Origin of the sequence: Spartinivicinus poritis (assembly GCF_028858535.1) — a bacterium.
Lineage (GTDB): Bacteria > Pseudomonadota > Gammaproteobacteria > Pseudomonadales > Zooshikellaceae > Spartinivicinus > Spartinivicinus poritis.
Map to the genome: position 1 here is coordinate 1 of NZ_JAPMOU010000085.1, position 11,860 is coordinate 11,860.

12 protein-coding genes are annotated in these 11,860 nt (G+C 38.5%); 7 read left to right on the top strand and 5 right to left on the bottom strand.

Annotated features, from left to right (window positions below; genetic code table 11):
- The first annotated feature begins 247 nt into the window (after positions 1 to 247).
- Positions 248 to 955: a hypothetical protein gene (locus ORQ98_RS27735; protein ID WP_274692082.1), complete on the top strand. Its 708-nt coding sequence runs from the start codon at positions 248 to 250 to the stop codon at positions 953 to 955.
- Positions 956 to 986: 31 nt separating this feature from the next.
- On the opposite strand, the gene ORQ98_RS27740 is transcribed toward ORQ98_RS27735, so the two are convergent.
- Complete coding sequence (locus ORQ98_RS27740; protein WP_274692083.1) at positions 987 to 1,400, bottom strand: PAS domain-containing protein; 414 nt, start codon at positions 1,398 to 1,400, stop codon at positions 987 to 989.
- 247 nt (positions 1,401 to 1,647) lie between these two features.
- Here ORQ98_RS27740 and ORQ98_RS27745 point away from each other — a divergent pair, with 247 nt between their 5' ends.
- From ORQ98_RS27745 to ORQ98_RS27755, 3 genes are all read left to right on the top strand, one after another.
- Positions 1,648 to 2,607 carry a YbgA family protein gene (locus ORQ98_RS27745; protein WP_274692084.1) on the top strand — a complete coding sequence of 320 codons (960 nt, stop codon included), beginning with the start codon at positions 1,648 to 1,650 and terminating at the stop codon, positions 2,605 to 2,607.
- Between the two features lie 158 nt (positions 2,608 to 2,765).
- The gene (locus tag ORQ98_RS27750; RefSeq protein WP_274692085.1) at positions 2,766 to 3,686 is read left to right on the top strand and encodes a MerR family transcriptional regulator; all 921 of its coding nucleotides are present in this window, start codon (positions 2,766 to 2,768) and stop codon (positions 3,684 to 3,686) included.
- On the top strand, positions 3,687 to 5,228 hold the full coding sequence (locus ORQ98_RS27755) for a cryptochrome/photolyase family protein (protein ID WP_274692086.1): 1,542 nt from the start codon (positions 3,687 to 3,689) through the stop codon (positions 5,226 to 5,228). It begins immediately after the preceding gene.
- A gap of 11 nt (positions 5,229 to 5,239) precedes the next feature.
- On the opposite strand, the gene ORQ98_RS27760 is transcribed toward ORQ98_RS27755, so the two are convergent.
- The 3 genes from ORQ98_RS27760 to ORQ98_RS27770 are packed head-to-tail and all read right to left on the bottom strand — an operon-like array spanning position 5,240 to position 7,757.
- Positions 5,240 to 5,956, bottom strand: a complete 717-nt coding sequence (locus tag ORQ98_RS27760; protein WP_274692087.1) for an SDR family NAD(P)-dependent oxidoreductase — start codon at positions 5,954 to 5,956, stop codon at positions 5,240 to 5,242.
- 31 nt (positions 5,957 to 5,987) lie between these two features.
- Positions 5,988 to 6,995, bottom strand: coding sequence for an NAD(P)/FAD-dependent oxidoreductase (locus ORQ98_RS27765; protein WP_274692088.1), 1,008 nt, complete (start codon positions 6,993 to 6,995; stop codon positions 5,988 to 5,990).
- A gap of 12 nt (positions 6,996 to 7,007) precedes the next feature.
- On the bottom strand, positions 7,008 to 7,757 hold the full coding sequence (locus ORQ98_RS27770; protein ID WP_274692089.1) for an SDR family NAD(P)-dependent oxidoreductase: 750 nt from the start codon (positions 7,755 to 7,757) through the stop codon (positions 7,008 to 7,010).
- A gap of 144 nt (positions 7,758 to 7,901) precedes the next feature.
- Between ORQ98_RS27770 and ORQ98_RS27775 the strand changes: the two genes are divergently transcribed.
- Genes ORQ98_RS27775 through ORQ98_RS27785 form a run of 3 tightly spaced genes read left to right on the top strand, consistent with a single transcriptional unit; the run spans position 7,902 to position 11,161 of the window.
- Positions 7,902 to 9,173 (top strand): NAD(P)/FAD-dependent oxidoreductase, encoded by a 1,272-nt coding sequence (locus tag ORQ98_RS27775; RefSeq protein WP_274692090.1) that lies wholly within the window; start codon positions 7,902 to 7,904, stop codon positions 9,171 to 9,173.
- Positions 9,155 to 9,922 carry a DUF1365 domain-containing protein gene (locus tag ORQ98_RS27780; RefSeq protein ID WP_274692091.1) on the top strand — a complete coding sequence of 256 codons (768 nt, stop codon included), beginning with the start codon at positions 9,155 to 9,157 and terminating at the stop codon, positions 9,920 to 9,922. The genes ORQ98_RS27775 and ORQ98_RS27780 overlap by 19 nt, the downstream gene beginning before the upstream one ends.
- Positions 9,923 to 9,925: 3 nt before the next feature.
- A complete protein-coding gene (locus ORQ98_RS27785) occupies positions 9,926 to 11,161 on the top strand; it encodes an SAM-dependent methyltransferase (protein ID WP_274692092.1) in 1,236 nt (411 codons plus the stop codon).
- A gap of 46 nt (positions 11,162 to 11,207) precedes the next feature.
- Here ORQ98_RS27785 and ORQ98_RS27790 read toward each other — a convergent pair whose 3' ends face one another.
- Positions 11,208 to 11,459 (bottom strand): SemiSWEET transporter, encoded by a 252-nt coding sequence (locus ORQ98_RS27790; protein ID WP_180569728.1) that lies wholly within the window; start codon positions 11,457 to 11,459, stop codon positions 11,208 to 11,210.
- Positions 11,460 to 11,860: the final 401 nt, after the last annotated feature.

The window sequence follows — 11,860 nt, forward strand, 5'->3', positions numbered from 1 at the left end:
CCAGGCGTTAAGCCTGTGAGAAGAATAAGTCATAAACATGTGTCAACAGCAAAGTTATTACAATTGGTTAAAGGTTAACCTTGAATGGGCTGGTCCCAATGGCCTATGGGTTATCTTTGTTAGCTGGCTGGTTTTATTTCCTTTATTATTATTGTTTGTTGACTTTTACCAACAAAAAGCCATCTCAGCCACTAGTATACAGCCAAGGCAAAAAGTATAAATTCGCGATGGGTATTAAGGTTAGTATATGATCGCTATTATCAATGACTGGCTGTTTAGCTTAACCCTACTATACAGTATTAACACGCTTGCCAACTCAACCCTAATCACTGTCATAGGAACAGCTGTCGACCATCAAACTAAACAACCTTTATACCAAGAACATCACCAGCTTAACATCAATCAGCTCACTCAACTACCTATCACTGATACTGTCAAATACTACGGCCCTAACGATCAGCTACTAGCAAAAAAGACCGTCAACTATAAACTCCCTAAAACACCCAGCATCGAATTTATTGACTATCGACTGAATTACCAGCAACGCTCTCAAGTCATAGACAATACCATTATTATCACTGAAAAAGTGGAGAACAAAATTATTACCAGCACTCAAACATTACTGGATAAGAATACTATTGTTGATGCAGGGTTTGATTCGATGATTAAACTAAATTGGCAGCCTCTTACTCAAGGTAAGGCCATAAAGTTTCGTTTTATTGCCCTATTTAATGGCAAATCCTATGGTTTTTTAGCCAAAAAAATCCAGCAAACCGAAACCACCGTTTCCTTTCGTTTAGCATTAGATAATATGTTATTGAGGTGGATAGCAGACCCGATTGAAGTGACATACAACAAGCAAACCAAACGGTTACTTCGATACCAAGGGATTTCCAATCTATTAAAAAACCCAGATGAAAATTATGTTGTTGATATTAGTTACACCTATCAGTGAACCATTTCTTTCATAGTATGAAGGCTGACATTTATTTTTCAGCTTGCTCTAATACTTTTAAGCGCTTTTCCATCTCCTGCTGTTTAGTAACATCCTTTTGAATACCTATGTAGTACATAAGTTGATCCTCATTACTAAACACAGGGGTTAAACGCAGTTCATTCCAAAACATTGAACCATCTTTACGATAGTTTCTGATGAGCTCGCAGGCTGGCTGATTATTTTTCAATGCCAACCGTATATTATTGATGCCCGGTTGATCACGATCATCTCCCTGTAAAAAGCGACAGTCCTGATATAAGATTTCTTCAGCACTATAACCTGTTAATCGCTCAAAGGCCTTATTGACATAAATAAGTATGTGCTCATCCCCTTCCTGCTCAGCAACTACAATGCCATCGTTAGCGTTATCCACCAAAAGCTGTAATAGGTTTGCATCAATCACGCGATACTCCGTAATAGTTCTTAAGCTGCCCATAACTTAGTTTATATACAACAGAGGAACAACCGCTAACCGATAATGTGCTATAACAAACTTGTACAATTAGTCAAAGATCATCTAAGCCATAACCTACTGTTTTTTATAACTAAATTCAAGTTAAAGGATTTGTAGTGCAAGCTCATCTTTACAAACTTATACAAAAATACTAAATTGTACAATACAAACTCTTAACCGCCAGGGAGTATGTGTAATGAGTTCACACCAAGAAAAGCCTCACATTGGTATCAGCGCTTGTTTACTCGGCCAGAAAGTCAGATTTAATGGAGGTCACAAGCACTCAAAATATTGTACCCAAAAGCTAGCAGAGCACTTCCAATTTGAACCCGTTTGCCCAGAAGTAGGAATCGGTTTGGGAATCCCACGAGAGCCAATTAGACTGGTTGGCGACATTACAAACCCACGCGCCGTTAAAACTCACCACCCAGAAGAGGATGTCACTGCAGCATTGGTAGAGTTTTCCCAACACAAAGTGCAACAGTTAGCTCACTTAAGTGGCTACATCTTAATGCAAAAATCCCCTAGCTGCGGTATGGAACGGGTTAAAGTTTATGCAAGTAATGGTTATGCTCAACCAGGTGGCGGTGTTGGATTATTTGCTAAAGCATTAATGAAAGCCTATCCCCTGTTACCTGTTGAAGAAGAAGGCCGATTGCACGACCCAGTTATTAGAGAAAACTTTATCAACCGTGTTTTCGCTTATCATGAATGGCAAACAACTGTCGTTCAACATCCGTCGAGGCAAGCTATTATTCAATTTCATAGCCGCTATAAATATTTGTTGATGGCCCATCAACAAACAGGTTACCGTTCGCTGGGCCGTATCGTTGCCCAAATAGCTCACAAGCCAATAAAACAACTAGCCGACACCTATATTACAGCTTTTATGAAAATCCTTTCAATCAAGGCCACCCGTAAAAGCCATAGCAACGTTTTGCAGCATATTTTAGGCTTTTTGAAAAAAAACACATCAGCAAAAAGTAAACAGCAAATTCTTGACTCAATCGAGTCTTATCGCTCTGGCATACTACCTTTGATAGTGCCTGTCACACTCATCAACCATTATGTCGAACAATATGGAAATGACTATATTAAGTTACAAACTTATCTGAACCCTCACCCTCCAACGCTTGGACTAAGGAATCAACTATAAACAAGGTACCTATGATTGCTGTACAGATATTTACCCATTTATGATTGTCACCATAGAGCAAGTCCAAGACGCCTGTGGTGATAGCAAATAATCTTTTTATAATTACAATATCGTTTTATTATTTAGTTTGACTTAGTTAATGGCAATCTATCGTAATCATGACAATTGAAAATACCGACAGCTCACAATTAATACCCATTAGGGAAGTCTCTAAACTAACTGGGGTTAATGCTGTTACGCTACGAGCCTGGGAGCGTCGTTATGGGTTAATTAAGCCACATCGAACAGCTAAAGGCCACCGCCTTTATTCAAGTGACCACATTCAGCTAATCAACCAAATTGTTGAATGGATAAATCGTGGTGTGGCTGTCAGTAAAGTTAAAGGGTTACTAGCAAGACAAAGTAACCAACCAAACACTATTGAAACCCCATCAACAAAATCAACCAACAGTGAACAGTGGTTATCTTATCAAGAGCAAATTTCAACGGCTGTCCAGCATTTCAACGAGTCAAAGCTTGATGACCTATGTAATCAAGCATTAGCTATTTACCCTGTTAATACTGTCGGCGATTCATTACTTTTACCTGTATTAAAAACTCTAGAAAATACCAGGCAAAATGAATATGGTAGCCAGGCAGAATGGATTTTTTTCTATCAATATTTACATAATAAACTCAATATTAAGCTGTATCATGCCAATAAACAGGCAACGGGTGATAAACTTTTATTGATAGCCCCTCCTACGGAATCAACCGATATTTATTTGTTTTTTCCAGCACTGATAGCGGTGAGTTATAATTATCAAATACAACTGTTTGGCCCTCATTTACCAATCAATGAAATCAGTTACATAACAACCAACGCTCATTTCGATAGTGTAATACTTGTCAGTCATCACGCAATGAGCACCCTTTTTCAACGAGAAATACCACAGCTGTTAAATACCATTGACAAACCCTTAGGAGTCATAGGTGATGCAAGTACTATTCACGCAAATCAACTCGACTCATTGGGAATTTTACATAGCACAGAACTGAATACTAATTTTCTAGCAACCTTGGTTAAGAGCCAACAATAGATGCGTAAAATTCGTAACCTTTGTATCATTCTTGGTGATCAGCTAAACAACGATAGCTTGATTTGGCAGCATTTTGATCCAGACCAGGATATTGCCTGGATGGCAGAGGTGTATGAAGAATCCACCCAGCCTATTTCCAGCAAAATCAGGACCGTATTATTTCTGGCTGCAATGCGACACTTTGCAAAACAGCTAGAAAAGCAGGATGTCACTGTTTGCTATCTGAATATCAGCCTACAACTCAAGAGTTTTGCAGAAGCATTACAAAAAACATTAACAGAATTTCAACCCCAGGCGGTATACTGTGTTTTGCCTGGTGATTGTCGTATTAAGCAACAAATTGGTGATTTTTGCCAAACCCAAAGCCTCAAGCTGCAATGGCTGGACGATCAACACTTTTTTAGCACCCCGGAAGAATTCACCCATTGGTTAGCAAGCAAAAAACAAAGCAGGATGGAGTACTGGTATCGTTATTTACGCAAAACCAGAAATATTTTAGTTGATAGCAAACAACAGCCGCTAGAAGGCAAATGGAACTTTGACAAAGACAACAGAAAATCTTTCAGTAAACAAGGGCCTCCACCAACAGATTCCCCCATTACGTTTCATCAAGATAGTATTGTTAAAAGTGTTATCAGTGATATTAACCAATATTTACCAGATTTACCTGGACAACTCACACATTTTAATTGGCCCATTAATCGTAAGCAGGCACGTCAAGCACTCAATGATTTTATCGAAAATCGCCTGCCATTTTTTGGCGACTATCAGGATGCCATGTGGACAAATCAAGCTTGGCTATACCACTCCCTTCTCTCCAGCAGCCTAAACTTAAAATTACTCAACCCTAGAGAAGTGATAACACTAGCAGAAACTGCTTACCACCAAGGTAAAGCCCCTATTAATGCTGTGGAAGGATTTATTCGCCAAATACTAGGCTGGCGTGAATACATTCGAGGGCTATACTGGGCCAATGCCAATAAATGGCTAAACTTTAATTTTTTTCATACCGAAAAGCCCCTACCTGATTTCTATTGGACAGGCAAAACCAACATGACTTGTTTGCAAGAGTCTATTAACCAAGTGCTCAATCAGGGTTATGGCCATCATATCCAACGACTGATGGTGACTGGGTTATTTGCCTTAATTTGGGGTAGCAAGCCTATCGCTGTACATCAGTGGTATTTAGCCATGTATGTTGATGCAGTCGCTTGGGTGGAAATACCAAATACCATTGGGATGAGCCAATTTGCTGATGGTGGTATTGTTGGCTCAAAACCTTATATTGCCAGTGGGGCTTATATTGACAGAATGTCTAATTACTGCCGTCATTGTCCTTACAACCCCAAACAAGCCCAAGGTGACACTGCCTGCCCTTTCACTACTTTATATTGGCATTTTGTTAATCAACATAAAGCGTGGTTAGCTAAGCATCCTCGTCTAGCTATGCAAGTTAAAAACTGGGAAAACAAACCAAAAGCGATTCAAAAACAAATTATACTACGAGCAAAATGGCTAAATAAAAACATTGATCAAGTGTAAGGGGGCCCTTATTAATAAGGCAATACACTACCATCCCAAAATAACAACTGACCACTTTTTTCTACTGTTAGTTGCTCAGCTATGTTGGCAATTCGTTGTGCCGTTAACTGGGGAGAATATAACTGATTAGCCGCCAAATTAGCCTGAAAAGGCTTGGATAGTTCTGTATCTGTGGTACCAGGATGTACCGCTACTATACAACCATTAGGGTGAGTTCTATGCCACTCAATACTTAAGGTTTTCACTAACATATTTAATGCCGCTTTACTTATTCGATAACTATACCAGCCACCTAATTGATTATCTGCAATTGAACCTACTTTTGCCGACAACATAATGACTTTAAAACTATCACGCCGTCCATATAACTTAGCTAAACACTGAGCCAACAGAATATTCATAAAACAATTGACTTGCATATTTAACTGAAAAAAGTCTTGATTAACAGCTTGCAAGCATTTTTCTGGCAATGTCTCTGGAGTATGTAATAACCCTATACAACTAATGACAATACTTGGCTTTGCATTGGTTTTGTTAACTTTGCTGTTTAGCCAATCACACACTACTTCAGGCTGCTTTGCTAAATCGGCTTTGAATGTGCTAAGTGAAGGATGAGAAAAACTAATTTCAGAGCGGCTAACCGCCAATACCATCGTGGATTGCTTACAATAATATTGAATTAAACGCTGACCAATACCACTGTTGCCACCTATGATGAGTATGCTCATGTAAGATGTCCTGTCATTATATTACTTAGCGCTAGCTCAAATACCTATGAAAGTCTCTAGCTAATTCATAGGCACTGAGAAAAGCTGACTCAACATCACCATTAAGACACCAGTCACCACAGGCTGCTAAACGTTGATCCGGATCTAACAAAAAAGGATCTTTTGTTTGAACTGGATTGTTAGTATCATTTTTTAAGTTTACTCCAGCATAACGCCAACGATGAATATCAATATGAGCATTTTCTGGTATAGGCAAACCGACCAAATTAACAAATTCTGTTAATAACTGATCGCTCACCCAGCCAAGATCATGTTCAAGGTATTCATTGGCCCACTCCTCTGTTGACTGAATAACAATACAAGTAACATGATGATCACGCCCTGGTTTAGAGTTCTCAAGCGAAATCCATTGAATGGCGGAGTTTTTCACCTTTGCCAAATCCCAGGGCAAGTCGACAGGTTGTTCAAAGCCAACCATTAGACAAAAACAAGGCATCATTTCAACTTGTTGAAAGGCATAATAGCGAGAAAAAGCCAATGTCAATAATTCTTGAGTTTGCGGTGCAGGTGCTGTTGAAATAACCCAATCAAATAGCTCTGTTGCATTCCCATTAGTATCTATCAATTGCCACTGTGTTGTGACCTTTTGAACGCTTGATATTTTTGTATTTAGCTGTATTTTATGATTTTTGGCCAGTGCTTTACACCAGCTGTTCATTTTTGCAAAACCGACATAGTGAGGCTCAAACCAGTCCCGCCGATAGTGCCTACTTATGTTTTCCAATGTGATAACTTTGGGTTGCCACTCAACTAACAGTCCTTTGTCGATGGCATCCTGAATAAAGTTTCTAAAAGCCTTATTGCGTACAGTAAAAAAAGGGGCACCATGGTCAAAAACATAGTCACCTGAATATCGAGTGGCTAATCGTCCACTCACCCCTCGTGATTTTTCAAATAAGGTCACTTCTGCAATATCTTTTAGGTGATGAGCTAAGGTTAACCCTGCTACACCAGCTCCTATTACAGCAATTTTTTCCATATTACCAAACCCTTACTGTTTGACCATGCGCTTAGTAATTAAAAAAAACCAACGATATGGCAATAATCGTAGTATTTTTATCCAAATAACAAAACGCCAAGGAAAAGTAATTTCAAATGAATTTGCATTAACCTTCTTAACAATCTGTCTAGCAGCTTCTTCGGCAGAGATTAATGCCGGCATTCTAAAACGATTTTTCGCCGTTATTCGTGTAGAGACAAACCCTGGTGAGACCAGCCGAACCCGACAGCCCAATGCAGCTAATTCAGGCAGTATTGATTCAGCTAAATTAATTAATGCCGCTTTACTCATCCCATAACCACCACTTTTTGGCAGTCCGCGATAACCTGCTAAGCTTGCCGTAATAAACAACTGTTCAGGTATTAAGCCAGGTTGCTCTAAAATAGCGGCTAATGGGTTTAACACAACATCAATATTAGTGTGAACAATGTTTTTCCATTTACTCTGATCAAATGGGACGACTGGGGCTGGCTCATAAACAGCTGCATTTAAAAAAACCCAATCCACTTTGCCATATAGCTGATTAATTTCTTGCCACACTTTTATACAGGCACTTTGATCAGTTGCATTCAATTGAAGGGTTGTCAGCATGTGAACTGAAACTTGTCGTTGCTCGACCAATTGTACAAGATTGTTGGTGTTACGTGCTGACACAATCACTCTATGGCCCAAACAAGCCAGTTGAACTGCCAGCTCCAACCCAATTCCCGTACTACCGCCTACAATCCACACTGTTTTCATCGTTAGCTAATGTCCATTTACATAACATAATGAAATAAAAAGACTATTCTGCACAACTTCTTATCCTTTACAAACCAGTTGAACTTATACAAAACTATAGCTATTCTTATACAAATGTAAAGTCTGGTACAAGAAATAACGACCATGAGCAAACCGACAATCGCCATCATTGGCTCTGGCATTTCTGGAATAGCCGCAGCATGGCTGCTCCAGAAGCAGTACCAAATCACTATTTTTGAGCAAAACAACTACCTTGGAGGCCACACTAATACAATTGAGGTAGTAGCTGGCCGGCAAGTCATTCCTGTGGATACTGGCTTTATCGTTTATAATCAGGCCAATTACCCTCACCTAACCGCCTTTTTCAACTGGCTAGGTGTGACTACCCAGCCAACCGACATGAGCTTTAGTGTTTCTGTCAATAGTGGCGAGCTGGAATATGCTGGCAGCAACTTAAACACATTATTCTGCCAACGTAGACAGCTGGTTAATCCTAAATTCTGGCAGTTACTTGTCGATATCATTCGATTTAATCAATTGGCTAAAAAATTTTTAGCCAATAATTCATCAGTTGATGTTACGCTTAAGTCTTTTTTGCAGGACAACAAGTTTAACTCTTTTTTCAACCTAAACTATTTATTACCTATGGCTGCTGCAATTTGGTCTTGCCCAATAAAAAAAATGCTGCAGTTTCCAGCAACGAGTTTATTGCAGTTTTTTTATAATCATGGACTGTTAAACATTAATGATCGCCCTCAATGGTACTCTGTTTATGGTGGTAGCTATCGGTATATCAAAGCATTTTTAGCACGATTTAATGGTATTTTTAAATTAAATCAACCTGTCAAAAAAGTCATACGTAATCAAGACTCCACTGTTGTTATTACCTCAGATAACCAACAACATCCGTTTGATCAAGTGATTTTTGCTTGTCATGCTAACCAAACCCTTCAATTACTCGATAAACCTACTCCTCAAGAAGCCTCAATATTAAAAGCATTCAATTACCAAAAAAACATTGCTATTCTTCATAGTGACAACCGCTTAATGCCCACTAACAGGCGAGCCTGGTCAGCCTGGAATTACCTGCGCGCACAACAGGACTCACAAGTGTCTGTCACTTATTGGATGAATCTACTGCAAAAGCTACCAGCTGAACAGCAATTTTTCGTAACCCTTAACCCAGTTATCGAGCCTGACCAACAAAAAATTGTTAAAGTAATCGAATACCAGCACCCCGTATTTAATACAGATGCCCTTCAAGCTCAACAACAGCTTGCCTGCATTCAAGGGCAACAAAGAAGCTGGTTTTGTGGTAGCTATACTGGTTATGGTTTTCATGAGGATGGTTTTAAGTCTGCTCTTTCAGTAGCCAATCAACTTAACTGTGAAGCACCATGGCAACAAATGAATTAATAGACAATACGCCACGACTATTTATTGGAAAAGTATCTCATCAACGTTTTTTTCCAGTACGCTACCGATTTACCTATCGCGTTTTCAGCATTGCAGTCAATATCGATAAACTTGAAGAGACTTTTTCAAGAAGTAAATTTATATCATTGAATAAATGGAACCTATTTAGTTTTTATCAAGCTGATTTCGGGCCAAAAGGTAAAATGGCGCTTCGGCCATGGGTAAATCAATCATTACTTAAAGCCGGTATCAGCATTCAACCAGATAATATTGAATTATTTTGCTTTCCCCGGGTTTTAGGTTACTCTTTTAATCCACTGGCCATTTGGTATTGCTATAAAGATTCTCAATTAATTGCAGCTATTTTAGAAGTACACAATACATTTAAAGAAGCTCATACCTATGTCATTAACTGTACTCAAGCTAAAACCCTTACCGGCAAAGCCGATAAGTCATTTCATGTATCCCCTTTTATTAGTATGGATGCAAGATACCAGTTTACGCTTAAAGACAACCCAACTATAAAAATAATATCAATACACCAATATCAAGAAGATAATTTGCTTTTGATTGCCAATCAATATGCTAAAGAAATACCTTTTTCTTCTAGTAATTTACTAAAGGTATTTTTATCAATTCCTTTGATGACATGGAAAGTGATTGTAATGATTCATTGGCAAGCATTAAAAATTTGGCTAAAAGGTGCTACTTTCTATCCTCACCCTAATTACAGAAATAGCAAGGATTAAACAATGTTAAGAAGTTCTCTCAATTCTATTAACCAACATTCCAGCATCCACTGGTATGAAAAATTTTGTTTAAAAAAACTGCTTAAGTTACTCAACAACACTCAATATGGAGTCATATCTGTTTCCTATGGTGGTAATACTTATCATATAGAAGGAAAACAAACAGGTCCATCTGCTAATATAACCATCAACAATCTAACCAAACTATTAATACTTTTAATGCGTAAATCAGATATTGGTTTTGCGGAGGGTTATATTGAAGGATACTGGACTACCACTCATTTAACTAACTGCCTATTATTTTTTGCTACTAACGAACCTTACTTCAAGTCCTCTATTTTAATGGCTGTTTGGAATAGGTTAAAAAATAAATGGTTACACTTTAGGGCGAGAAACTCTCTGTTAGGATCAAAGCAGAATATCCAGTTTCATTACGACCTGGGTAATGAGTTTTATCAATTATGGCTAGATAAAACAATGACCTATTCTAGTGGCATTTATCAAAAACCTACTGATACACTTATACAAGCACAACGTAATAAGTATCAACGAATATATCAACAATTAAACCCTAAGCCAGAAGAAACCATCCTCGAAATTGGTTGCGGTTGGGGAGGCTTTGCAGCTTATGCAACCGAACAAGGAAGCAAAGTGCTCGGTATTACTCTGTCTAATGAACAACTTCACTATTGTCAGCAACGATTTTCTAGCCAAGCTAACTCAGCAGCTGTCAATTTTAAACGGTTAGACTACCGCCATTTAAACAATACCTACTCTTATATCGCTTCCATAGAGATGTTTGAAGCAGTAGGAGAACAATATTGGCATATCTATTTTGCAAAGCTTGCAAGTTGCTTAAAGTCTGGCGGCACAGCTGTCTTACAAATTATTACGATTAATGAAGTATTTTTTGAAAGCTACCGCAATCGGCCCGATTTTATTCAACTGTATATTTTTCCTGGCGGCATGTTACCTACACGTAGCAAAGTGATCAGCCTAGCAGAGCAGCATAACCTGCAAGTAAGCAACCTGATTAGTATTGGCGAAAGCTACAGACGCACGCTTCAAGATTGGCTTGTCAACTTCAACAACTGTCAAGAAGCGTTGGAAGGAATGGGATTTAACAAAAAATTCAGGAAAACATGGCAATATTATCTGGCCTATTGTATTGCCGGCTTTTTATGTAACCGTATTGATACCATACAAGTTACATTACATAAGCCTGACAAACCAGATTAATAGTCATCATCCACTACGAAGCTATTAGCTAACACTCATTAGTTAGCTAACCATGCTTTAACTTCAACACGAGTACAATAGAAGAAAGTATCAGTGTAATAACATTAGCAATGATCATTGGCCAGTTGCCCAGCATAATCCCATATACTAACCATAGCGCTACACCAAATACAAAAATACAGTACATGAAGACTGAAATGCCCGCAGTATCTCGGTGCTTAATAATATGCAATACCTGAGGTAAAAAGGCTAATGTTGTACAAAATGCAGCAAAATAACCTATCAGTGCATCATTCATAACTAAAAATCCAACACCTGTTAAGAAAACTAACCACTTCGCTTAGTTAGCACCAAAACCTGCACTATATGGCTTATTATACCTGATACACCAGATACACAGTTATATTAGGCATATAACGACAATAAGCATACAGATACAGCAAAGTTACTGCCAACAAACCAAGTAGTTACTTATCACTAAGTTAATAGTAAACGCAAAAAACCGCCTATTTGAAGCGGTAATAAAATTCAATTATGTGGGTCTTTTTAGGGCTCACCTTCTATTAGTAATAACTAACACAGGTGATTTTTATTTTGCTGATGTTAATGACTGGCAGTTAAAAGTGGCGTCCCCTAGGGGACTCGAACCCCTGTTACCGCCGTGAAAGGGCGGTGTCCTAGGCCACTAGACGAAGGGGA

Coding starts and splice junctions, on each gene's coding strand:
- ORQ98_RS27765 (WP_274692088.1), bottom strand. CDS start 6,995: ATGGAAAAAATTGCTGTAATAGGAGCTGGTGTAGCAGGGTTAACCTTA.
- ORQ98_RS27735 (WP_274692082.1), top strand. CDS start 248: ATGATCGCTATTATCAATGACTGGCTGTTTAGCTTAACCCTACTATAC.
- ORQ98_RS27755 (WP_274692086.1), top strand. CDS start 3,687: ATGCGTAAAATTCGTAACCTTTGTATCATTCTTGGTGATCAGCTAAAC.
- ORQ98_RS27780 (WP_274692091.1), top strand. CDS start 9,155: ATGGCAACAAATGAATTAATAGACAATACGCCACGACTATTTATTGGA.
- ORQ98_RS27790 (WP_180569728.1), bottom strand. CDS start 11,459: ATGAATGATGCACTGATAGGTTATTTTGCTGCATTTTGTACAACATTA.
- ORQ98_RS27745 (WP_274692084.1), top strand. CDS start 1,648: ATGAGTTCACACCAAGAAAAGCCTCACATTGGTATCAGCGCTTGTTTA.
- ORQ98_RS27770 (WP_274692089.1), bottom strand. CDS start 7,757: ATGAAAACAGTGTGGATTGTAGGCGGTAGTACGGGAATTGGGTTGGAG.
- ORQ98_RS27775 (WP_274692090.1), top strand. CDS start 7,902: ATGAGCAAACCGACAATCGCCATCATTGGCTCTGGCATTTCTGGAATA.
- ORQ98_RS27785 (WP_274692092.1), top strand. CDS start 9,926: ATGTTAAGAAGTTCTCTCAATTCTATTAACCAACATTCCAGCATCCAC.
- ORQ98_RS27760 (WP_274692087.1), bottom strand. CDS start 5,956: ATGAGCATACTCATCATAGGTGGCAACAGTGGTATTGGTCAGCGTTTA.
- ORQ98_RS27750 (WP_274692085.1), top strand. CDS start 2,766: ATGACAATTGAAAATACCGACAGCTCACAATTAATACCCATTAGGGAA.